The following is a 22079-nucleotide window of genomic DNA, read 5'->3' on the forward strand; positions in this document are numbered from 1 at the left end:
GGTTGTTGGTCGTCGTGTTGCTGTCGAAGAGCGAAGCGTCCGTCGTATCCACCGCGATCGTGCCGATCGAGACGGCGCCGCTGGCGTCACGGGCGAAGGAGGCGACGATGCTCTTGGCGGACGAATAGTCGGACACGCCGGAATTGACCGACAGCCAGTTCTCGCCGGAGAAGACCGAGGAGGAGGCGATCGACTTGAGCTGCTTCTGCAGTTCGCCGATTTCCTGCTGGATCGTGTCGCGGTTGACGCCGTCCTGCGTGGCGGCGGTCAGCTTCGCCTTGATCTCGTCGAGGACGTCCTTCGCCTTGCTCAGGCCCTGATAGGCGACGTCGACGGTCGAGGCGCCGAGGTTGAGCGCGTCCTTGACGGTGGAGAGCGACTTGTTGTCGGACTTCAGCGTCGTGGAGATCGCCCAATACGCCGCGTTGTCCTTGGCTTCGCCGATCTTCAGCCCGGTCGAGATCCGGTTCTGCGTCATGTCGAGCGAATTGTTGGTCTGCTGGAGAGTGCGCAGCGCGGTAATCGCCGCTGCATTGGTGTTCACGCTTGCCATTGGCTATGTCCCATGAAGTCGTCGAGGGGGACATGCCGGGTCGTGCCGGCGCAGCGGGGCGGCCTCATGCCTTTGATCACCAGCGTGTGTCGATCAATCCGCTATGCACTCTTCTTTACGCGAAGGTGCTTAACGATCTGTAAAACGGATCAACTTCGCGCGATTGAACTTGTGGGTTGTCAAAGGCGTCAAAGAAACGACCGCACCAACGACCCCGTCAACATGTTCCAGCCGTCGATCAGGACGAAGAAGAGGATCTTGAACGGCAGTGAAATGATCGTCGGCGGCAGCATCATCATGCCCATCGACATGGTCAGCGTCGCCACGATCAAATCGATCACCAGAAACGGCAGGACGATGAGGAAGCCGATTTCGAAACCACGGCGCAGTTCGGAGATCATGAAGGCGGGAACGAGGATGCGGAAGTCAACGACCTGATCGTCGCCCGATCCCTGCTCGACTTCCGGCAGCCGGTCGCGGATCGAGGCCTCGTTGATGTTGTTGAAGAGCGCGAGATCCTGCTCGCGGACCTGATCGAGCATGAAGCCGCGGAACGGCTCGGCGATGCGCGGCAGCGCCTCTTCTTCCGTGATCTCGTTCTTCATCAGCGGCTGCAGGCCGTCGCGCCAGGCCTGGTCGAAGGTCGGCATCATCACGAAGAAGGTGATGAAGAGCGACAGCGAGATGAGGATCAGGTTGGCCGGGGTCGACTGCAGGCCGAGGCCGGTGCGCAGGATCGACAGCGCGATCACGACGCGGGTGAAGGCCGTGACCATGACGAGGAGGCCGGGCGCTACCGAGAGCACCGTGACGATGCCGAAGATCTGGACGATGCGCCCGGACACGGCGGCGTCGCCCGCGGGAATGAGGGAGGCGAGGTTGTTCGCCGCGCTGGACACGGCGTCCTGCGCCGAGGCGGGCGCGGCAAGCGTGAGAAGCGCAAGCGCGGCGACGGCGGCCAGGGATGCGCCGACCGGAAAGGCGGGCCGCATCACTTCACGACCAGCGAACGGACCATGATGTCGATCACGCCGGGCGAGCGCATCTTGGCGCGCTCCAGAAGATCCTCGCGAAGATGCAGCAGCCCCCGCGATCCCTCGACCTGCGCCAGTTCCAGCGTGCGCACGAAGACGATCATGTCGGCCTGGACCTGCGAGGCGAGCTGCGCCTGATCGCCGGCCTGTTCGGGCTTGACGATGAGGCTGGCCTCGAGCCGCAGCTGCGTGCCGGGCGGCGAGGCGATGTCGGTGAGAACGGGCTCGAGCGCCAGCACGACGTCGGCCGGAGCGTCGGGATTGGCGCTTTTGGCCAGCGGCGCCTCACTGTTCACGACGGGCGCCGGGGCGGGTTCGGCGGCGGGCGCAGCGGGCTGGGGCTTGCCCAGCATCATGCCGAGTGCGGTGCCGCCCGCGGCCGCGATGAGCGTCAGGCCGACCACCACGGCGACCGTCTGGACGAGACCGCCCTTCTTGGGCTTCGCGTCGGCGCCGGCCAGGATGGCGAGGGCCTCGGGGGTGAGGTCGGTCATGCGGCGGCGCTCCGGACGGGCCTTTGAAAAAGCTGTCGGGCCGCCGGCCGCTCATGCGAGCGCCGGGGCAGGCCCTGACGCTGAAGTGTTAAGAAATCGTGCTGTTCCGAGCCTGACGTCGCTGCCGCAGTGCAGGTGCCCGGACACGGCCAAGCCGCGCGGCACCTCCTGTCGGGAGCGCCACGCGGCCTTCGTGTCGTCGGGGTTCGCCGGCCGGCAGGCGTGCCGGTCGGCCCAGATCACTTGGCCAAGATCAGGTGGCCAAGATCAGTAGGGCAGCGCGTTGTCGAGCACCTGCTGGCCCCAGCCGGGCTGCTGCACTTCCGTGAGGCGGCCGCGGCCGCCGTAAGAGATGCGGGCTTCGGCGATCTTCTCGTAGGAGATCGTGTTGTTGGGCAGGATGTCGCCGGGCCGGATGATGCCGGCGATGGAGAGGACGCGCACCTCGAAATTGACGCGGATCTCCTGCTGGCCGGCAATGTAGAGATTGCCGTTCGGCAGGACCTGCGTGACCACGGCGGCGATCGAGACGTTGATCTCCTCCTGCCGGTCGACCGTGCCCTTGCCCGTCGTCTTCGTGCCGTTCTTGAGGCCGAGCGTCGCGCCGAGCGTGCCGAGCGAGAAGTCGCTGACGGCGCCCTCGAAGTCGGCGCCGACGCTGACGCCCGAATCGCGCGAGCGCTTGGTGTTGTTGTCGAGCTTGGCCTTGTCGTCGATCTTGATCTTCACCGTGACGATGTCGCCGACATTGAGAGCGCGCGTGTCGCGGAAGAAGTCTGCGTTGCGCCCGGTCCAGAGCGAGTTGACGTGGCGCACCGGCTCCTCGGCATAGGTCGCCGGCTGGACGATCGGCGGGTTCTGGGCAAGGCCCGTTCCCACCGGCGTCAGGATCGGCTCCTTCATCAGGTCCTCGCGCGTCGTGGTGCAGCCGGCCAGAAGCACGAGAGAGAGGATCGAGGCGATGGTTCTCACAGGCTTTGTCCCGTCGGGGCCGCGCCGGCCACGGCCGCGCGGTCGGTCTTCTGAACGATGAGGCGGCCGATCTCGGCGGCGACGGGCGCCGGCATCTCGGAGAGGATGGCGCTCGCCTGGCGCGACTTCAGCCGTGCCAGAAGCGCGGCGGCCACCGGGCGATCGAGCCCGGCGAGTTGCGCGGCCGCGGCATCCGGCTTCATCGCGGCGTAGATGTCGATCATCACCGAGGAGGTGGAATCCATGAAGGCCTTGCGCTCGACGAGCCAGTCTTGCACCTCGCGGCGCTTGGTCTCGAGCTCGTCGATCTTGGCGGTCACGAGGCCCTCGGCCTCCTTCAGCTTGACCATCTGCAGCGCGTTGCGCTGGTCGAGTGCGGGATCGGCGATGTTGCGGCAGTAGTTCTCGACGTCGGTCGCCGGCACTGCGGCCACCACCGGCGCCTGCCCGTCGGGACCGACGACGCGCACGGTCTGCGGCGGGAGCACCGGAGGGGCCTCCCCGCCCGGCTTCTCCTCGGCGCGTGCAGGGAACGCGGCGGCGAGCGCCAGGAGGGAGGCCGCCGCGAGGGCGAGAGGGAAACGCGGGATCGTCGTCATGGGATCTCTCACTGCACCACGAGGTCGGCCTGGAGGGCGCCGGCGGTCTTGATGGCCTGAAGGATAGCGATGATGCCGGTGGGCTTGAGGCCGAGGCGGTTGAGACCGCGCACCACGGCGTCGAGACTGGCGCCCTGGACGATAGCGAGATTGCCGCCGCCCTGCTCGGCGTTCACGACCGTGTCCTTCGTCACCACCGTCTGCCCGTCGCTGAAGGGCGCCGGCTGCGAAACGTTGGGAATGTCGGTGATGCGCACCGTCAGCGAGCCGTGCGTCACCGCCACCGTCGAGATCTGGACGTCCTGGCCGATCACGACGGTGCCCGTGCGCTCGTCGATCACCACCTTGGCGGCCTGGTCGGGCTGGATCTGGAGATCGCCGACGTCGGCGAGAAAGCGGGTCGAGGATATCTTGGCGGGCCGGGTCAGCGTGATGTTGCGGAAGTCCTGCTCGCGCGCCACCGGCTTGCCCCAGGTCTGGACGGCATAGGCGTTGATCGCGTCGACGACGCGGATCGCGGTGCGATAGTCGGGATTGCGCAGTTCCACGGTGATCGTCGGCGTGTCGACGGTGGCGCGCGGAACCTCGCGCTCGATGATCGCGCCGCCGGCGATGCGACCGGTGGTGGGGGTGCCCTGCGTCAGGCTCTCGTTCGTGCCCTCCGAGGAGAAGCCGGAGACGGCGAGCGCCCCCTGCCCGACCGCGTAGATCTCGCCGTCCGGCCCGTAGAGCGGGGTCATGACGAGCGTGCCGCCCATCAGCGAGGAGGCATCGCCCAGCGAGGAGACGGAAATGTCGATGCGCGCGCCGATGCCGGAAAAGGCCGGCAGGTCCGCCGTCACCACCACCGCGGCGACGTTGCGGGTGCGCGGGTTGGCCGAGCGCACGTTGACGCCCATGCGGTCGAGCATCGACTGCAGCGACTGTTCGGTGAAGGGCGAGTTGCGCAAACTGTCGCCGGTGCCCTGCAGGCCGATCACGAGACCGTAGCCGACGAGCTGGTTGTCGCGCACGCCCTTGACGGTGGTGACGTCCTTGATGCGCACGCCGCCCGAGGAGCGAACGCGCGGCACCACGGTGTTGAAGTTTTCGCGCGCGCCGATGCCGGCCTGGACGGCGCCGCCGCCCCCGCCATAGCCGGAATAGTCGGCCGCGCGGGCCGGCGCGAATGCGCCACCGAAGATCGTTGCGGCCAGGACCAGCGCCAGAATGCGGCTCATTTCGACGAAACCTCGATCGTGCCGTCCTCGGAGGCGATGCCGCTGATCGTCACGCCGCTGTCGACATTGCGAACCCGCACGGCCTGGCCCGGGCCGGCCGACTGGAGCGGCGTGCCCATGCCGGTGATGATCAGGCCGGACTCGCGATAGATCAGCGTCGTGGGAACGCCGGCCGTCACGGCGTCCGGCGACTTCAGGTCGGTGAGGAGGATCGGCTGGTTGGGCAGGAGCGTGCGGCGCGCGATCCGGTTCTCGAGCATTCCGTCTTCGACGACATAGGCCGCGAGCCGGTCGCCCGGCACGGTGAAGCGCATCTGCATCACGCCGCGGTCGAGGACGTTTTGGCCGGGATAGACCACGGCGGTCGGCACCGGCAGGTTGAGATCGGCGGCCAGCGCCGGGACCGGCGCGAGCGAGAGCAGCGCACCGAGGGCGAGAAGGACGGCCGGACCCGCCGCACGCAAGGCCGTACGGGTCCGTGGGCGACGGGAGGGGCGTGTCATGGCTTAGCGGATGCCCTTCGAGACGACGCTCGACATCTCGTCGGCGGCCTGGATCACCTTCGAGTTCATCTCGTAGGCGCGCTGCGCGGAGATCAGCTCGGAGATCTCCTTCACCGGATCGACGTTGGAGTTTTCGAGATAGCCCTGCTTGATGACGCCGTAGCCGGGATCGCCGGGCACGCCGGCGATCGGCGCGCCGGAGGCGGCGGTCTCGCGGAACAGGTTGCCGCCCTCGGCCGAGAGGCCGGGCTCGTTGGCGAAGTTGACGAGGGTCAGCTGGCCGACGAGCTGGTCGGCGCCGTCGACCTTGGCGTAGACCTCGCCGGTGTCGTTGACGGTGACCTGCGTGGTGTTCTGCGGGATGGTCAGGCCGGGATCGACGGTGAAGCCGTCGAGCGTCACGATCTGCCCGGTGTCGTTCTTGTTGAAGGCGCCGTCGCGCGTGTAGAGCGTCTCGCCGCCCGGCCCCTGAATCTGGAAGTAGCCCTGGCCGTTGATGGCGACGTCGAGATCGTTGCTGGTCTGCTCCAGCGCGCCCTGGATGTGGACGGAGCGGATGGCGGCGGTGCGCACGCCGAGGCCGATCTGCGCGCCCTCGGGCACGACGTTCTCGCCGCCGCGCGCCGGCACGCCGCCGGCCCGCTCGACCTGGTAGAGCAGGTCGGTGAACTCGGCGCGCGAGCGCTTGAAGCCGGTGGTGTTGATGTTCGCGATGTTGTTCGCGATGACTTCAACGTTGGTCTGCTGGGCGTTCATGCCGGTGGCGGCGATCGCAAGGGCTCGCATCGGTGTGGTTCCTTAGATCGACATGCGGGAAAGTTCGAGATAGGCGGAGACCACCTTGTCGCGCACGGCGATGGCGGTCTGCAGGGTGCGCTCGGCGCCCATCACGGCGTCCACGACGGCCTGCGTCGAGGTCTGGCCGTTGATGCCCTGGATCGAGGTGGTCTCGGCGCCCTTCAGCGTCTGCGCGGCGTCGCGCGCGGCGTCCGCCATGGCGGCCGCGAAGCTCTGGCCGCCGGCCGTGCCGGCCGATGCCGAGGCGGCGGTGCCGGCTGCGGGAGAGAGGGAGACGCCGTCGAGCTTGAGGGCGTCGAAGCGCGGCATCGCGGTTCCGATGGCGGGGATCATGGGCTCAGCCTCTCATGAGATCGATGGTGAGATTGATCAGCTCGCGCGCCTGCTTGATCACCTGCAGGTTGGCCTCGTAGGACCGGTTGGCTTCGCGCATGTCCGCCATCTCGACGAGCGAGTTGACGTTGGGCATCTTGACGTACCCGTCGGCATCGGCGGCGGGGTTGCCGGGATCGTGCTCGATCTTGAAGGCGGCGCGGTCGACGCCGACGTTCTTCACCTGCACGAGATCGGCGCCGGTCAACCGGTCGACCTCGCTGGTGAAGGAGACGGTCTTGCGCCGGTAGGGATCGGAGCCCGGCGTCTCGCCGGTGGAGCGGGCGTTGGCGACGTTCTCGGAGACGACGCGCAGGCGGGTGGACTGGGCCTCGAGGCCGCTGGCGGCGATCTTGAGCGCGGAGGAAATGGGGTCCAGCATCGGCTCAGCCCTTCAGCGTCGAGAGGTACATGCGGTGGAAGGCCTTGGCGATCGAGGTGTCGAGCGCGAAGTCGCGGGAGATCTCGCCCGACTTCATCATCTCCTGCTCGAGCGACACCGAATTGCCGGAATGGGTGACGTCCCAAGGCGTCTGGCGGCCCTCGTCGACCCCGAACTCGCGACCCGCCGACGCCACGAGATGACTCGGCGAGGAGCCGGTCATCTGCAGGCTCGTCGTGTCGAGGATTTCGGTGAAGGCCGAGACGTCCTTGGCGCGATAGCCGGGCGTGTTGGCGTTGGCGACGTTCTCGGCCACCACCGCCTGGCGCTGCGACAGCCATTCCGCGCGGTTGGAGCTGAGGCCGAAAAGGTAGAGCTGGCTCACGGGGGGTTCTTCCTCGAGATGGGGTCTCGCTGGACCACTCTTAGGAAGACGCACTTGTCCGAAACTGACTGAAAGATGAATGCTAAAGTATTAATGACTCGTTAGCACTGGTTAACGCTCGTTAATACTTGGAGGGTCGACAAGAAAAAGGCCCCGCTGGAGAGCGGGGCCTTCATGGCTCGAAGCACTGCGCGGGACCGGGCGCGGGATCGGCGCGCCCTTTCGGGGCCGCCCTCCGCGTTGTCTTCAGGCCCGCGGCGCGGTGCGAAGGCGCGCGTCGGCGACCGCGCCGGCCAGCCGTGCGGTGTTGATGTCGGGATCGGTGTCGGGCTCGGCGAAAGCGATGTAGTTGATGTGGACCGCAGCGGTGGTCGCCGACAGGGCGAGGCGGAAGTGGACGGTCACCTCCGGCGCGCGGAACTCCATGTCGAGATCGATCGTGGGCACCGTGCCCCAGCCCAGATGCACGTCGCCGCCATCGGCAAAGCGCAGCGCGCCGGGCCGCAGATACAGCTGCGCCGAGGATTCCACGAGATCGGCGATGTTGCCGAGCGCGTCCATGCGCAGGAAAGCCACGTAGTCCGCCACCTCGACGAGGCGAAGTTCCGCGACCACCTCCTTGATGCCGTCCGCCAGGACCTTTTCCCGGTCCGCTGCGTGCTTGTTGCGAACGTTGAGCATGACGTGCGAACCCATGAAGAACCTTTAGGCGGGAGAATGAACGGGTGCGCACGCAAGAGGCGAACGCGCTCGGAGCCGAAGCCGCCGTATCAGGCGGTCCCGATCTCCATCCGCGATCCGTTGCGCGAGTGGAGGTAGTAGATGAGTTCCGCCACCGCCTTGAAGAACTGCGGGGGAATCATCTGGTCGACCTCGACATGATCGTACATCGACCTTGCCAAGAGCTTGTCCTCGACGATGGGGATGTCGTGGGCCTCGCCGATTTCGCGGATCTTCAGCGCCACGAGATCGACGCCCTTGGCCACGACGACCGGCGCGCCGCCGTCCTCGCGCACGTAGCGCAGCGCGATGGCGTAGTGGGTGGGGTTGGCGATGATCACGGTGGCGCGCGGCACCGAGGCCATCATCCGCTTGCGATTGCGCTCGCGGGCGATCTGGCGCTGGCGCGCCTTGATCGCGGGATCGCCCTCGCTCTGCTTCATCTCGTCCTTGATCTCCTGCTTCGACATGCGCAGGTCGCGCCGCCACAGGATGCGCGAGAACAGGAGGTCGGCCGCGACCAGCACGATCGTGGCGATCGACACGGCCGCGAGCAGCCGCATCGACAGCCCGAGAATGGTTTCCGGAAGGAGGAGCGGATCGGAGAACATCGTCTTCAACAAAAGAGGCAGTTCGCTGGAAAGAATCCAGCCGACGATGATCGTAACAGCAAAGAACTTGAACAAGGCTTTACCGAATTCCGTGAATCCGCGCTTGCCGAACATCCGTCCCCAACCTTGCGACAGAGAGACGTTCGAAGCCTTGGGACGAATGCGCTCGAGATTGATCTGGGGCGGGTTCTGCAGCAGCGAGGCCAGGATGCCGGCCAGGAGGAAGAAGCCGGTCGCCGGCAGCACGAACCGGGCGCTCTGCAGCGTCACCACATGCAGGTACTGCAGGGCGTCGATGCCGTTGGCGAGCGACCACTGCGTCGGGTTCTCGAAATTGATCCGCAGGTTCTCGGCGAGCTCGGAGACGTTGGCGCGGGCCTGGAAGACCACGACGCCCATCGCGGCGAGGAGGGAGGCGAGGATCGGCGCTTCACGCGAGGCGGGCAGGTTGCCCTTCTCGATCGTGTCGCGGATCTTCTTCTCCGTCGGTTCCTCGGTTTGGGATTCCTTATCCGCGCCTTCCGACATCAGACGTGCCTCCCCCGGCCGCTCGCGGCGCGCGATCCCGCCGCACCCGGCCTGCCGGTGCGGCGCTGTCCATCATGGACTGACGTCCGGCAGCGCCCGCGAGGGGCCATGCTGCCGACTTGGGCGGCCCGAGCATCGGGCGGGCGATCGACGATCGGTCGATCGCGATCCCCCGCCGTCGCGGCGCCCGCAAGAGGACGCCGCAGCTTGGCTCAGGCCTCTTCCTTCTCCGCAAGGTCGAGCCGACCTTCGGCCGAGAGCCGGAGCGCGGCGGCGGCGATCTGGCGCCGCGCTGCGGTGACGACGTCGGCGGCGACGGCCTCGCCGCGCGCCAGTTCCGCCTCCACCATGCGGCGCGAGCGGGCGCCGAGGGCGGCGAGCACGGCTTCCTTCAACTCGTCCGAGGCGCCCGAGAGCGCCTGCGTGACCGTCTCGGTCGGGATCGCATCGAAGAGCAGCAGGCGCGACTTCTTCGGCAGGCCGGTGATGTCGTCGAAGGCGAAGAGCAGCTTGCGCAGCGCCACCGCCTCGTCCGGCTCGCTCTCCTCGATCGAGAGAAGCAGCTCGTCGGTCTGGCGCTTCTCCATCCGGTTGACGATCTCGGCGAGCGTCGCGTGACGCGCCTTGCGCTCGGCGCCGTTCGAACCGGCGACGAAGGCCTCGCGGAAACGGCCCTCGATCATCCGCGCCATCTGCTCGGTCGGCGGCTTGGCCGAGAGCATGCGGCGAACGACGTCGTTGCGCATGGGTGCCTCGAGCGAGGCGACGACGGCCGCGGCGAGCTCGGCCTTCAGGCGCTGGAGGGTATAGGCGATGACCTGCGGATGCTCCTTGAGGAGCAGCGCGGTCAGCGGCTGCGCGCCGAGCTGCTCGATCTCGTACCAGACCGGCAGCGCGTCGGCGTCCTCGGGGACGTCCTCGCCCTCGAAGACGAGCGCGAGCTCATCGGAGGACAGCGAGACGCGCAGCAGCTTGTTCAGCTCGCTGTCGAGCCCGGCCAGGCCCGGCCCGGCGCGGAAGGCGTCCTGGAACTCGGCGACGATCTCGTCGAGCTCCAGCGCCGTGACCGGCTGCTGCAGCGCGGCGCCCTGGCGGAGAACCTTGATCTCCTCGGCGCTGAAATGCTTGAGGAGCTTGGCAGCCCCCTCCCCGCCCATGGCGAGAAGCAGGATCGCGGCCCGGGCGGCGCCCGATTTCGGCGGCCCTTCGAGTTCCAGCGTTGAGTAGGATCCGAGCATCATGAGGCGTCAGACGGCTGCGGTCTTCGACCGGGGCTGGCGGGCGGTCGGGGAGACGATCTCGGTGAGGGTGATGCCGAAGCGCGAGTCCTCGTTCTCGAGGACGACCACCTCGCCGCGCGCCACGATCCGGCCATTGACGATGAGATCGACGGGGTCCGAAATGTTCGTGTCGAGCTTCACCACGGCGCCGCGGCCGAGCTTCATCAGGTTGGCGACCGGCATCACCGTCGAGCCCAGGACCACCTGCATGGTGACGGGGATGTTCATGATGACGTCGAGATTGGGGGTCACGTCGGCGGCGGGCGCGTCGGTGAACGCCTCGAAAGCCTGATGGGGCTCCTCGTCGGCAAAGCTCGTGTCCATGGCGCCGAAGTCGGCGGAGAAGGCGGTCTCGGTCTCGAGTTCCATCGTTTCGTCTTGCATCGGGCAGTCCTCAAGGGGGGCGGGTCCGGGAGGCCCCTGGTGTTAACGAATAGCGGCCGAGACTGTCGCGAAGCGGGAGTTCTCGTTGTCGACGCTGATCGGAGCGGTGCGGCGGCGCTCGTAGCTGTCGAGGAGGACGTCGAGGCGCTCGGTCAGTTCCTGCGCTTCGGCCGTGCGCTCTTCCAGGGCCTGCAGCGTGCGGATGCCCTCGCTCTTCAGGAGCACCACGGCGTTGGCGGCCCGGTTGATCGAGGCGTCGGCCTCTTCCAGAACCGTGCGCAGCGTCGACTCGTCGGAGCGCAGGCGCCGCAGTTCCTTGTACATCGCCCCGGTGCGCCAGCTCGTGAAGGCGAGCGCGCCGATGAGGATGGCGTCAATCAGCCAGGATGTCATCGATGAACTCCTCCGTCGGGTCGACGTTTTCCTCGATCTTGATCATGTAGCTGTCGCGCGAGCGGCCCATGTGGCCGCGGAACAGTCGCTGCCCCTCGCATTCCACGAGGACGAGGCTGTCCATCGTCACGTCGAGGGCAATCGTCTGGCCGATCTGGAAGGTGGCGAGCGCGCCCAGCGTCGTCTGCTGCTCGGCGAGAATGGCGCTGACCTTCATGTCGGCCTTCTGGAAGCCGGCCTCGAGGTCTCGCGCCCAGCTCTCGTCGACGATCGAGGGCGCTTCTTCCGGCAGCACCGAGAGCGCCCGCTTGTGCGGCGCCAGAACCTGCTCGGGGAAGGCGACCCGCAGCGCGGCCTCGCAGCGCCCGATCGTCACTTGGAAGCGGAACTCGACGAAGGCGCGCGCGTCCTCGTGGATCAGCGCGTCCAGCTTCTCGCCGATCGCCTCGGTGAGGAGGCGGTCGGTGGTCATCATCAGCGGCACGACGTCGGCGAAGGCGGCGTTGCCGGTCTCGACGAAGGCGCGCAGCGCGTTGTCGGAGAAGAACTTCCCGACGCTCGACAGCGGTCGGCCCGGCTCGATCAGGCCGCGCCCGTCGCCGCCGAAGGCCGCTTCCGCCACCGTGTCGGCAAAGCGCGCGTCGGCGGTGAGGAGCACGGTCTCGCGCCACTTGGGCGAGCGCGCGGTGAGCGCGATCTGGGTCTGCGAGGCCTCGAGCGCGCTGGCGCTGTAGGCGAAGGCCGAGATCGCGGCGAACTCGATGCGCAGCGGCGAGGCGTAGGTGGCGTTGAGCTTGGCGGCGACCGCCTCGGCCCATTTGGTGCCGATCAGCTTCAGCCGGGGGAAGCGGTCGGGGTCGAGGCGAGCGGCGGAGCGGAGGCGCTCGCCGATATTGCCGGGCTTGCGTTCGGTGATCACGTCCATCGCGTCCTCCTCAAGCCGCGGCCGGCGCCGGGCCGCCGATCGTCTCGGCCTCGACCTGGTCGATCGTCGGACGGTCGTAGGCGGAGATCGCCTTGCGGCCGTATTCGAGGGCGACCTGCGGCAGGGCGCCGTTCATGTAGGCGATGAGCGTCTGCTTCATGATGATGTACATGCGCATCTTCTTCTCGCGCACGCCCTTGATCTTCGTGGCCAGCGGCGCGAACACGCCGTAGGAGAAGAAGATGCCGGCAAACGTGCCGACCAGCGCGGCGCCGATGAGGTGGCCGAGGACTTCCGGGGACTGGTCGAGCGCGCCCATGGCGTGGACGATGCCCAGAACCGCCGCGACGATGCCGAGCGCGGGCAGGCCGTCGGCGACGTCCTGGATCGCATGCTTGGGCTTCAGCTGGTCACGCGCGACGGTCTGGATCTCCTCCTCCATCAGCGCCTCGATCTCGTGCGGCCGGGCGTTGCCGATGATGATGAGGCGGCAATAGTCGCAGATGAAGTTCGTCATCGCGGTGTTCTTCAGGATGTTCGGGAACGCGCTGAAGATCGCCGACTCCGACGGGTTGTCGACATGCGCCTCGACCTCGGAGCGCGACTTGGAGCGCATCTCGCGCATCAGCGAGTGGAGAAGGCTGAGGAGGTCGAGATAGTCCCGCTGCTTGGGCACCGAGTTCTTGAAGGCTTCGCCGATCGCCTTGCCCGTGTCCTTCACCACCTTCATGTTGTTGGACACGAGGAAGGTGCCGAGCGAGGCACCGAGGATGATGATGAGTTCGTAGGGCTGCCAGAGGACGTAGAGATGGCCGCCGCCCGCGACGTAGCCGCCGAGGACGCAGCCGATCGTCACCATGAGGCCGAGAAGAATACCCATCGCAAGTCCCTATCGATGCTGAAGTCGAGGTCGATGATTAGGGGGGTCGACTTGCGTGAGACTGTGCGCTGCCGCAGCGCGAAACCGGCCATGCCGGGTCAGCTTCGATCCATATGCGTCCGTCAGAATGGGGGCATCGGAGCTCCGTTCCCGCTTCCCGGGCACGGGCGGCTCCCGGCGGCTTCCCCGCCGCCGTCATGCCCCCGAACGCCCGGACCCCTCCCCCATGCAGACTTCGCTTCCCGTCGCCCTCTCCGCGCAGCTTGCGATGGAGAAGCGTCTCGACACGATCGCCAACAACCTCGCCAACACGCGCACGGCGGGCTTCCGCTCCGAGGAGGTGAAGTTCGAGACCTACATCTCGAACGCCGCCGCCCGGCCGGTGGCCTTCACCTCCGAGGGCGCCAGCTACATCTCGACCCGCTCGGGCGAGCTGACGCAGACCGGCAACTCGCTCGACCTCGCCGTCGCCGGCAACGCCTTCCTGGCCATCCAGGGCGCCAAGGGTACGGTCTACACGCGCGACGGGCGCATGCAGATGAAGGACACGGGCGAACTCCAGACGCTGAACGGCGAGCCGGTGCTCGACGTCGGCGGGGCGCCGATCCTGCTCGATCCCAATGGCGGCCCGATGAGCGTGGCGCGCGACGGCATGATCACGCAGAACGGCGTGCAGCTGGGCGCCGTCGGCCTCTTCACCATGCCGGCGGGTGCCAACCTGACGCGCGCCGGCACCTCCGGCGTGATCCCCGACAAGGCGGCGCAGCCGGTGGTCGAGTTCGAGGGCGTGCAGGTGGCGCAGGGCTATGTCGAGGGCTCCAACGTCAACCCGATTCTCGAGATGACCCGCCTCATCGCCGTGCAGCGCGCCTTCGAGCAGGCCGCGAACCTGACGCAGACCACCGAGTCCTCCCTGTCCAACGCGATCAGCATGCTGGGAGCGCCCAAGTGATCGCAGGCCCGCTGGCCGCGATCCGGCGCCTGAGCGCGATCCCCGGAGCGCCCGATGCGTAGTCCCGTGGTGGTGGCGACGTCGAACCGGGACGCGCCCGCGCGCCGACCCGTGGCCGATCTCTCGGCGCTCGCCGAACCGCGCATCCGCATCAGCGGCCACGTCGTCGATGTCGCGCCGCAGTCCTTCCGCGTTGCGGGACTCAGCCCCTTCGTGCGGCTCGGCGACTGCATCGTCTGCGACGGGCCGCAGGGCGAGGAGCTCGGCGAGGTCGTGCGCGTCGAGGAGCATGCCGCCACGGTGAAGCCCTTCGCGGTGCGCTTCCAGAGCGGCGTGCGCACGCTCGCGTGGAAGACCGGCCCGGTCACGGTGTCGCCGGCGCGAAGCTGGAAGGGCCGCACGATCGACGCGTTCGGGCGCCCCTGCGACGATCTCGGACCGATCGAGACCGGCCCCGTCGCCTATCTCACCGACACGTTGCCGGAGGCCGCGATGCGACGCGGCCGGATAAAGGATCCGGTGGCGACGCAGGTGAAGGCGATCGACATCTTCACGCCGCTGGTGCGCGGCCAGCGCATGGGCATCTTCGCGGGCTCGGGCGTCGGCAAGTCGACGCTGATGGGCATGCTGGCGCGTGCCGAAGGTTTCGACACGGTGGTGGTGGCGCTCGTCGGCGAGCGCGGCCGCGAGGTGCGCGAGTTCCTGGAAGAAACGATGCGCGGCGAGCTTTCGCGCGTCGTCACGGTGGTGGCGACCGGCGACGAGAGCGCCATGATGCGCCGGCTGGCGCCCAAGACGGCGATGACCGTCGCCGAGTATTTCCGCGACCAGGGCGACCACGTGCTCCTCATCGTCGATTCGGTGACGCGCCTTGCCCACGCCGCCCGCGACGTGGCGCTCGCTGCCGGCGAGCCGCCGGTGGCGCGCGGCTATCCGCCGTCGGTCTTTTCCGAACTGCCGAGGCTTCTGGAGCGCGCGGGTCCGGGCGCGGAGGGCGCGGGCACGATCACCGGCCTCTTCGCCGTGCTCGTCGACGGAGACGACCACAACGAGCCGGTGGCCGACGCCATCCGCGGCACGCTGGACGGGCATATCGTGCTCGACCGCGCGATCGCCGAGGAAGGCCGCTTCCCCGCGATCGACGTGCTGAAATCCATCTCGCGCCTCGCCGACCTCGCCTGGACGCCGGAGGAGCGCGAGCTCGTCACCCGCCTTCGCTCGATGATCGCGCGTTTCGAGGACACGCGCGATCTGCGCCTCCTGGGCGGCTACGGCCGCGGCGCCGACGCCACGCTCGACCAGGCGGTGGACCTCGTGCCCCATGTCTACGGCTGCCTCATCCAGCACCCCGGCGACGAGCCGGTGCCCAAGCCCTTCGACGAACTGTCGCGGCGCCTGAAGGCGGGGATGTCGGGAGGCTGAACGCGGAACGGGGTGGGGTCTGGGTCGAAGCGTGCGGGGAGGCTCGGGAAGCGAGCTTCTGGCTTCTGGCTTCTGGCTTCTGGCTTCTGGCTTCTGGCTTCTGGCTTCTGGCTTCTGGCTTCTGGCTTCTGGCTTCTGGCTTCTGGCTTCTGGCTTGAACTGCAGACTGAGACCGAAGCTTACAACACGTTGGACGATATGTCCCGCGGTGCCCCAACCAACTGCCTGCGGCACCCATCCCACGCAACAACGTTCGTCATCCCGGCCTTGAGCCGGGATCCATGCCAAAGCGGCTGGACCAGCGAACACCGGGGGAGGACTGTCCCTCGGGCGTGGCGGCATGGATCCCGGGTCCCAGCCCGGGATGACGAGCGCATGAAGGGTTTGCGTCTGTGCGGTGCGACGGCCTGACGGCCAGTCGATTCGACGGTCCCAAAGCCCGACAAACCGATGGTCTGGATGGCTGGGTGGCTGAGTTCCCGACAGAACACCGCCCATGCGCTGGCAGCCCGCGCTGTCCCGCCAGACTGGGCGCCGTCCATCCACACCGTCTGGCATGCGCACCCTCAAGCCGGAAGGCGTATGGGCGGGATCTTCACCCCGCCCGCCACGCTTCCGCCCGCCACGCACCTGCCGACGCCAACATTGCCGACGATGACAATGTTGCCGCCACCGGCAATGCCGTCGCCTTTCCCGCTTACGGCAACGTCTTCATCTTGTCCGTCACCGCGCTCGTCCAGGCGCCGGCCGGGGTCTTGGTGATCACCGGGTCGGACCCGCCGCCCATCAGCACCGCCACCGTGCTCTCGGCCGCCTTCGTGTCGAGCGTCCCGTCGCTGTCGCCGACGAGCTTGACGACCTCGCCGACCATGCGCTTCTGGTGCTCTTCGGTCTGGGCGCCCGTCGTGTCGTTGTCGAGGACGATGGCGGCGGCTTCGTCCGGGTTGGCGGCGGCGTATTGCCAGCCCTTCATCGAGGCCTTCACGAAGCGTGCGAGCTTGTCCACCATCGCGGGGTCGGCGAGCTTGGCCTCGGTCGTGTAGAGCCCGTCCTCCAAGGTCGCGACGCCCTGGTCCTCGTACTTGAAGACCGTCAGCTGGTCGGCGGGGAGCCCGGCGTCGATCACCTGCCAGTATTCGTTGTAGGTCATGGTCGAGATGCAGTCGGCCTGCTTCTGGATCAGCGGATCGACGTTGAAGCCCTGCTTGATCACGGTGACGCCGTCCGCGCCGCCCTCGGTGGAGAGCTTCAGCTTCGACATCCAGGAGAGGAACGGATACTCGTTGCCCGAGAACCAGACGCCGAGCGTCTTGCCCTTGAAGTCGGCGGGCGCGGCGATGCCGGTTTCCTTGCGACAGGTCAGTTCCATGCCCGAGGCCTTGAACGGCTGGGCGATGTTGACGAGGGCTAAGCCCTTTTCGCGCGCGGCGAGCGCGGCGGGCATCCAGTCGACGATGACGTCGGCGCCCCCGCCCGCGATCACCTGCTCGGGTGCGACGTCCGGGCCGCCCGGCTTGATCGTCACGTCGAGGTCGGCCTCGTCGTAATAGCCCTTTTCCTTCGCGACGTAGTAGCCGGCGAACTGGCCCTGCGTGACCCATTTCAGCTGCAGCGTCAGCGCGTCGGCCGCGCCGGCGATGCCGGTGGAGGCGCCAAGCGCGATGAGGGCGCCGGCAAGGATGGTGGTCTTCATGCGCTGGGGTCTCCTGTTGGGGTGGACGATCATGGGTTCAGGCGCCCCGCATCGAGGGGTGCCAGAAGGTGACGAGGCGCTCGATCGCGGCAACGCCCGCGTAGAACAGCGAGCCGGCGATGGCGGCCACCACGATCTCGGCCCACACCATGTCGGTGTTCAGCCGGCCGATCTCGGCGGAGATGCGAAAGCCCATGCCGACGATCGGCGTGCCGAAGAACTCGGCGACGATTGCCCCGATCAGCGCCAGCGTCGAGTTGATCTTGAGGGCGTTGAAGACGAAGGGCATGGCGGCGGGCAGGCGCAGCTTGAGGAGCGTCGCCCCCGGCGAGGCGCCGTAGGTGCGCATCAGGTCGCGCTCCATGGCGCCGGCCGCCGCCAGCCCCGCCACGGTGTTCACCAGCATCGGGAAGAAGGTCATGACCACCACCACCGCCGCCTTCGACGGCCAGTCGAAGCCGAACCACATGACCATGATCGGCGCGACGCCGATGATCGGCAGGGCCGACACGAGATGGCCGATCGGCAGCAGGCCGCGCTGCAAGAAGCGTGAGCGGTCGATGAGGATGGCCGCGAGAAACCCCGCGCCGCAGCCCATCACATAGCCCGCGATCACGGCCTTCAGGAAGGTCTGCCGGAAGTCGGCCCAGAGGATCGGCAGCGATGCCATGAACCGCCCGGCGATCATCGAGGGCGCGGGCAGCAGCACCACGGGCACGTCGAGCCCGCGCACGGCGAGTTCCCAGAGCGCCAGAAGCGTCAGCCCGAACAGCGCGGGAACGGCGATCCCGAGCGCGCGGCGGGCGGCCGACCCAGCGGGATCGAGGGCGGCGAGCGTGGCGGTGAGCCGCCACGCGGCCAGCCAGAAGAGGAACGCCGCCAGCGCGACGAGAAGACCGGACGCTCCCGCTCCGATCAGCGCGAAGGCCGCAGCCAGCGCGACCAGAGCCAGGCCGGTGGTCAGCACGATCCTCGATCCGGCCTGTCGGTCTGGGAGCGATGCGACGCGGCTCATCGCCGCTCCCCCATGCGCCGGCGGGCCGCGGTCTCGGCCAAGCCGATGAGCGCCACGAGGATCGCCGCGAGCGCGGAGGCCATGACCAGCGCCGACCAGATCTGGATCGTCTGGCCGTAGTAGGAGCCGGCGAGGAGCCGCGCGCCGAGGCCCGCCACCGCACCGGTCGGCAGTTCCCCGACGATGGCGCCGACGAGCGCGGCGGCCACCGCGATCTTCATCGAAGCGAACAGGAAGGGCAGCGAGGCCGGCAGCCGCAGCTTGGCGAGGACCTGGGGCCCCGTCGCGCCATAGGTGCGCATGAGGTCGAGATGCATGCCGTCGGGCGAGCGCAGACCCTTCACCATGCCGACCGCGACGGGGAAGAACGACAGATAGGTCGAGATGATCGCCTTCGGCACGAGGCCGGAGACGCCCACTGCATTGAGCACGACGATGATCATCGGTGCGATGGCGAGGATCGGGATCGTCTGCGAGGCGATCACCCAGGGCATCAGCGAGCGGTCGAGAGTGCGCGAATGGAGGATGCCGACGGCGATGGCGATGCCGAGGAGCGAGCCCATCGCGAAGCCGAGCAGCGTCGAGGCGAGCGTCACCTGCGCGTGGAAGATCAGCGAGCGCGGCGAGGTCGGCCGCACCTCGACGGTGGTCTTCCAGATCTCGGCCACGATCTGGTGCGGCGCCGGCAGGATCGGCCGCTCGGCGCTCCAGGTGGCGGCGATGTGCGCTCCCAGGCCGAAGGACTGGCCGGCCCGCACCAGCTTGTCGCCCTCGGTCTGCCAGTTCATGACGACGGCGGCGCCATACCAGAGCGCGAGGATGGCGAGAACGACGGTGAGGACCGGCACACCGCGGGCCTGCCCCAGCCGCGCGCGAAGGCGGATGGGTGCCGAGAGCCCGATGCCGGCGCCGGGCTCGGCCAGTGGGGCGGCGCTCATGGCTGCCCCCTCATGCGCCCCGTCGGCGCAACGTCGCTTCGCAGAGGCGTGGGAGAGCCCGCGTTCGTCCACGAACCGGCTCCGCCGCCAACCGAACAGGGCATCGCCCCTCGATTCTTCGGGGAGGGCGTGGCCGCGAGCGCCAGCGCGCGGCCGGATGAGGGGCCCGCCGCCGCGTCAGTCATAGGAATGCCCCGCCTTCAGCCCCTCGCGCACCCGGTGGGCGATTTTGAGGAAGCGCGGCGTCTCGCGGATCTCCAGCGGGCGGTCGGGACCGAGGTCGCAGTCGACGATGTCGTGGATGCGGCCCGGGCGCGGGCTCATCACCACGATGCATGTCGACAGGAACACGGCCTCGGGAATGGAATGGGTGACGAAGACCACGGTCTTGCGGGTCTTGGCCCAGAGCTTCAGCAGCTCCTCGTTCAGCCGGTCACGCACGATCTCGTCGAGCGCGCCGAAGGGCTCGTCCATGAGGAGCAGATCGGGATCGAAGGAGAGCGCCCGCGCGATCGAGGCGCGCTGCTGCATGCCGCCCGAAAGCTGCCAGGGAAACTTGCGCCCGAACCCGGTGAGGCCGACGAGGTCGAGGTTGCGAGCGACCCGCTCCCCGCGCTCGGCCTTCGGCACGTCCATCACCTCGAGCGGCAGCGCGACGTTCTTCTCGATCGTGCGCCATGGATAGAGCGCGGCGGCCTGGAACACGTAGCCATAGGCCCGCCCGAGGCGCGCCGCCTCCGGCGTCAGTCCATTGACGGTGATGGTGCCCGCCGTCGGCCGTTCGAGATCGGCGATCACCCGCAGCAGCGTCGTCTTCCCGCAGCCGGACGGCCCGATGAAGGACACGAACTCGCCGCGCCCGATCGTCAGGTCGATGTCCTTCAGCGCATGGACGGGCCCGTCGCCGGTCGCGAAGGTCAGCGAGAGATGGCGCGCCTCGATCACCGCGCTCGACGGGGTCATCAAAGTCGACGGCGGAGCGAGCGGTGCAGGGCCAAGCGACATCTGGGGATCACACCCCCGCCGGAATACCGGAGCGCTCGACGCGGCGCGGGGCCGTCAGTTCCTTCCACTCCGAAAGCGCCCTGGCGACCGGCGGGTTGGCGGGGCGCTCGACGAAACGGCCCTCGCCCGTGCCGGCGACGACCTGCCCGTCGCGATAGGCGACCTTGCCGCGCGAGAGCGTGACGGCGGGCAGGCCCGTCACCTCGAAGCCTTCGAAGACGTTGTAGTCGATCGCCGATTTCTGCCCCTTGGCCGAGATCGTCTTGGTGGCGGCGGGGTCCCACACCACGAGATCGGCGTCGGCGCCGGGCAGGATCGCGCCCTTGCGCGGATAGACGTTGAGGATCTTGGCGATGTTGGTGGAGGTGGCCGCGACGAACTCGTTCATCGTCAGGCGACCGGTGCGCACGCCCTTCGTCCAGAGGACGGCGAGCCGGTCTTCGAGCCCGCCGGTTCCGTTGGGGATCTTGGTGAAATCGCCGAGCCCGGTGCGCTTCTGCTGCGTGGTGAAGGCGCAGTGGTCGGTCGCCACGACCTGCAGCGAGCCCGACTGAAGGCCGGCCCAGAGCGAATCCTGATGCAGCCTGTTGCGGAAGGGCGGGCTCATGACGCGGCGCGCCGCGTAGTCCCAGTCGGGGTTCAGGTACTCGCCCTCGTCCAGCGTCAGGTGCTGGATCAGCGGCTCGCCGAAGACCCGCATCCCCTTGGCGCGCGCCCGGCGGATGGCCTCGTGGCTCTGTTCGCAGGAAACGTGGACGACGTAGAGCGGCACGCCGGCCTGGTCGGCGATCATGATGGCGCGGTTCGTCGCCTCGCCCTCGACCTCCGGTGGGCGCGAATAGCCGTGCGCCTCCGGTCCGGTGTTGCCCTCGGCCATGAGCTTGGCCTGCAGGAAGGCCACAACGTCGCCGTTCTCGGCATGGACGAGCGGCATCGCGCCGATCTCGGCGCAGCGCGAGAACGAGGCGAACATCTCGTCGTCGTTTACCATCAGGGCGCCCTTGTAGGCCATGAAGTGCTTGAACGTGTTGATGCCCTCGGCCACCACCTTGGGCATTTCGGCGAAGACGCGTTCGCCCCACCAGGTGATCGCCATGTGGAAGGAGTAGTCGGTGCGCGCCTTGCCGGCCTTCTGGTGCCATTCCTGCAGCGCCTCGATCAGCCCCTGGTTCGGCGCCGGCAGGCAGAAATCCACCACCATCGTCGTGCCGCCCGCGAGCGCGGCGGCGGTGCCGGTGTCGAAATCGTCGGCCGAATGGGTGCCCATGAACGGCATTTCGAGATGCGTGTGCGGGTCGATCCCGCCCGGCATGACGAAGGCGCCGGACGCATCGATCGTCTCGTCGCCGGACAGATCCGGCCCGATCTCCGCGATCCGGCCGCCCTTGATCAGGATGTCGGCGCGGGTGGTCAGATCGGCGGTAACGATCGTGCCGCCCTTGATCGCGATGGTCATGACTGAAAGCCTTCCCTTGTCTGCGGCACCACGCCGTCGAATCCCGCCTCGGCGATGACGCCGCCTACCCCTCGCCCCTCCGGGGAGAGGGTGGCCGGAGCGAAGCGAAGGCCGGGTGAGGGGCTGCGGATCGCACCGCCGAGAACGGCGAGGATCGTGTCGAGGACCGCGCGGCGCTCGCGAAAGATGTCGTCGTTCCAGAAGCGAAGCACGGAGAAGCCGACAGCGTTCAACGCGCGTGTCCGCTCGGCATCGCGGCGCATCGCCGGCACCGAACCATGTTGCCCGCCGTCCAGTTCGACGACGAGCCGCTGCGGCCGACAAGCGAAATCGGCGATGAAGCCCTCGATCGGGAACTGGCGCACGAACTTGTGGCCGTTCAGCCGGCGATTTCGCAGATCGCTCCAGAGACGTGCTTCAGCATCGGTTTCGGCGAGCCGGAGTTGGCGCGCGTGTCGAGTGGCGTCGCTGGTGGTCATGATCGCGCCAAGACCCCTCACCCGCCGCTTCGCGGCACCCTCTCCCCGGAGGGGCGAGGGATCACGGACCTCTGCCCCCGTGAGAT

General features: G+C 68.1%; 25 protein-coding genes and 1 pseudogene. 2 read left to right on the forward strand and 24 right to left on the reverse strand.

What is annotated here, in order from left to right:
• From AUL33_RS14730 to motA, 18 genes and pseudogenes are all read right to left on the reverse strand, one after another.
• Window positions 1–553: pseudogene (locus tag AUL33_RS14730) on the reverse strand (flagellin C); the annotation flags it as partial.
• 188 nt (window positions 554–741) lie between these two features.
• Window positions 742–1545 (reverse strand): flagellar type III secretion system pore protein FliP, encoded by an 804-nt coding sequence (fliP, locus tag AUL33_RS14735; RefSeq protein WP_062209642.1) that lies wholly within the window; start codon window positions 1543–1545, stop codon window positions 742–744.
• Window positions 1545–2081 carry a flagellar basal body-associated FliL family protein gene (locus AUL33_RS14740; protein WP_062209645.1) on the reverse strand — a complete coding sequence of 179 codons (537 nt, stop codon included), beginning with the start codon at window positions 2079–2081 and terminating at the stop codon, window positions 1545–1547. Before AUL33_RS14740 ends, fliP begins: the two co-directional genes overlap by 1 nt.
• A gap of 267 nt (window positions 2082–2348) precedes the next feature.
• Complete coding sequence (gene flgH / locus AUL33_RS14745) at window positions 2349–3053, reverse strand: flagellar basal body L-ring protein FlgH (protein WP_062209648.1); 705 nt, start codon at window positions 3051–3053, stop codon at window positions 2349–2351.
• Window positions 3050–3652, reverse strand: coding sequence for a MotE family protein (locus AUL33_RS14750; protein WP_062209651.1), 603 nt, complete (start codon window positions 3650–3652; stop codon window positions 3050–3052). Before AUL33_RS14750 ends, flgH begins: the two co-directional genes overlap by 4 nt.
• 8 nt (window positions 3653–3660) lie before the next feature.
• Complete coding sequence (locus AUL33_RS14755) at window positions 3661–4872, reverse strand: flagellar basal body P-ring protein FlgI (protein ID WP_082652612.1); 1212 nt, start codon at window positions 4870–4872, stop codon at window positions 3661–3663.
• The gene (gene flgA / locus AUL33_RS14760; protein ID WP_062209654.1) at window positions 4869–5375 is read right to left on the reverse strand and encodes a flagellar basal body P-ring formation chaperone FlgA; all 507 of its coding nucleotides are present in this window, start codon (window positions 5373–5375) and stop codon (window positions 4869–4871) included. The genes AUL33_RS14755 and flgA overlap by 4 nt, the downstream gene beginning before the upstream one ends.
• A gap of 3 nt (window positions 5376–5378) precedes the next feature.
• Window positions 5379–6161 (reverse strand): flagellar basal-body rod protein FlgG, encoded by a 783-nt coding sequence (flgG, locus tag AUL33_RS14765; protein ID WP_062209657.1) that lies wholly within the window; start codon window positions 6159–6161, stop codon window positions 5379–5381.
• Window positions 6162–6173: 12 nt separating this feature from the next.
• Window positions 6174–6482: a flagellar hook-basal body complex protein FliE gene (locus AUL33_RS14770; RefSeq protein WP_062209894.1), complete on the reverse strand. Its 309-nt coding sequence runs from the start codon at window positions 6480–6482 to the stop codon at window positions 6174–6176.
• Window positions 6483–6510: 28 nt separating this feature from the next.
• On the reverse strand, window positions 6511–6924 hold the full coding sequence (gene flgC, locus AUL33_RS14775; protein WP_062209897.1) for a flagellar basal body rod protein FlgC: 414 nt from the start codon (window positions 6922–6924) through the stop codon (window positions 6511–6513).
• Window positions 6925–6931: 7 nt separating this feature from the next.
• On the reverse strand, window positions 6932–7312 hold the full coding sequence (gene flgB, locus AUL33_RS14780; RefSeq protein ID WP_062209660.1) for a flagellar basal body rod protein FlgB: 381 nt from the start codon (window positions 7310–7312) through the stop codon (window positions 6932–6934).
• 246 nt (window positions 7313–7558) lie between these two features.
• A complete protein-coding gene (locus AUL33_RS14785) occupies window positions 7559–8008 on the reverse strand; it encodes a hypothetical protein (protein WP_062209663.1) in 450 nt (149 codons plus the stop codon).
• 74 nt (window positions 8009–8082) lie between these two features.
• Entirely contained in the window at window positions 8083–9171 is a 1089-nt protein-coding gene (flhB, locus tag AUL33_RS14790) for a flagellar biosynthesis protein FlhB (RefSeq protein WP_062209666.1), read from the reverse strand.
• 212 nt (window positions 9172–9383) lie between these two features.
• Entirely contained in the window at window positions 9384–10412 is a 1029-nt protein-coding gene (locus tag AUL33_RS14795; protein ID WP_062209669.1) for a FliG C-terminal domain-containing protein, read from the reverse strand.
• A 6-nt stretch (window positions 10413–10418) separates the two neighbouring features.
• Window positions 10419–10835 carry a flagellar motor switch protein FliN gene (gene fliN, locus AUL33_RS14800; RefSeq protein WP_244492263.1) on the reverse strand — a complete coding sequence of 139 codons (417 nt, stop codon included), beginning with the start codon at window positions 10833–10835 and terminating at the stop codon, window positions 10419–10421.
• A 42-nt stretch (window positions 10836–10877) separates the two neighbouring features.
• On the reverse strand, window positions 10878–11228 hold the full coding sequence (locus AUL33_RS14805; protein ID WP_062209673.1) for a hypothetical protein: 351 nt from the start codon (window positions 11226–11228) through the stop codon (window positions 10878–10880).
• Window positions 11209–12153, reverse strand: a complete 945-nt coding sequence (locus AUL33_RS14810) for a FliM/FliN family flagellar motor switch protein (protein WP_062209677.1) — start codon at window positions 12151–12153, stop codon at window positions 11209–11211. The genes AUL33_RS14805 and AUL33_RS14810 overlap by 20 nt, the downstream gene beginning before the upstream one ends.
• Window positions 12154–12163: 10 nt before the next feature.
• The gene (motA, locus tag AUL33_RS14815) at window positions 12164–13033 is read right to left on the reverse strand and encodes a flagellar motor stator protein MotA (RefSeq protein ID WP_062209679.1); all 870 of its coding nucleotides are present in this window, start codon (window positions 13031–13033) and stop codon (window positions 12164–12166) included.
• 226 nt (window positions 13034–13259) lie between these two features.
• Here motA and flgF point away from each other — a divergent pair, with 226 nt between their 5' ends.
• Both flgF and AUL33_RS14825 read left to right on the forward strand, forming a co-directional pair.
• Window positions 13260–13985, forward strand: a complete 726-nt coding sequence (gene flgF / locus AUL33_RS14820) for a flagellar basal-body rod protein FlgF (protein ID WP_062209681.1) — start codon at window positions 13260–13262, stop codon at window positions 13983–13985.
• A 54-nt stretch (window positions 13986–14039) separates the two neighbouring features.
• Window positions 14040–15407, forward strand: coding sequence for a FliI/YscN family ATPase (locus AUL33_RS14825; protein ID WP_062209684.1), 1368 nt, complete (start codon window positions 14040–14042; stop codon window positions 15405–15407).
• Between the two features lie 697 nt (window positions 15408–16104).
• Here the strand turns inward: AUL33_RS14825 and AUL33_RS14830 are convergent.
• From AUL33_RS14830 to AUL33_RS14855, 6 genes are all read right to left on the reverse strand, one after another.
• Window positions 16105–17100: an ABC transporter substrate-binding protein gene (locus tag AUL33_RS14830; protein ID WP_062209687.1), complete on the reverse strand. Its 996-nt coding sequence runs from the start codon at window positions 17098–17100 to the stop codon at window positions 16105–16107.
• Window positions 17101–17137: 37 nt separating this feature from the next.
• Window positions 17138–18115, reverse strand: a complete 978-nt coding sequence (locus tag AUL33_RS14835) for an ABC transporter permease (protein ID WP_082652615.1) — start codon at window positions 18113–18115, stop codon at window positions 17138–17140.
• The gene (locus AUL33_RS14840; RefSeq protein ID WP_082652616.1) at window positions 18112–19053 is read right to left on the reverse strand and encodes an ABC transporter permease; all 942 of its coding nucleotides are present in this window, start codon (window positions 19051–19053) and stop codon (window positions 18112–18114) included. Before AUL33_RS14840 ends, AUL33_RS14835 begins: the two co-directional genes overlap by 4 nt.
• Window positions 19054–19230: 177 nt before the next feature.
• On the reverse strand, window positions 19231–20016 hold the full coding sequence (locus tag AUL33_RS14845; protein ID WP_062209690.1) for an ABC transporter ATP-binding protein: 786 nt from the start codon (window positions 20014–20016) through the stop codon (window positions 19231–19233).
• 49 nt (window positions 20017–20065) lie between these two features.
• Window positions 20066–21514, reverse strand: a complete 1449-nt coding sequence (gene hydA, locus AUL33_RS14850) for a dihydropyrimidinase (protein ID WP_062209693.1) — start codon at window positions 21512–21514, stop codon at window positions 20066–20068.
• On the reverse strand, window positions 21511–21993 hold the full coding sequence (locus AUL33_RS14855; RefSeq protein WP_082652618.1) for an endonuclease domain-containing protein: 483 nt from the start codon (window positions 21991–21993) through the stop codon (window positions 21511–21513). Before AUL33_RS14855 ends, hydA begins: the two co-directional genes overlap by 4 nt.
• Window positions 21994–22079: the final 86 nt, after the last annotated feature.

Origin of the sequence: Aureimonas sp. AU12 (assembly GCF_001463705.1) — a bacterium.
Taxonomy (GTDB): domain Bacteria; phylum Pseudomonadota; class Alphaproteobacteria; order Rhizobiales; family Rhizobiaceae; genus Aureimonas.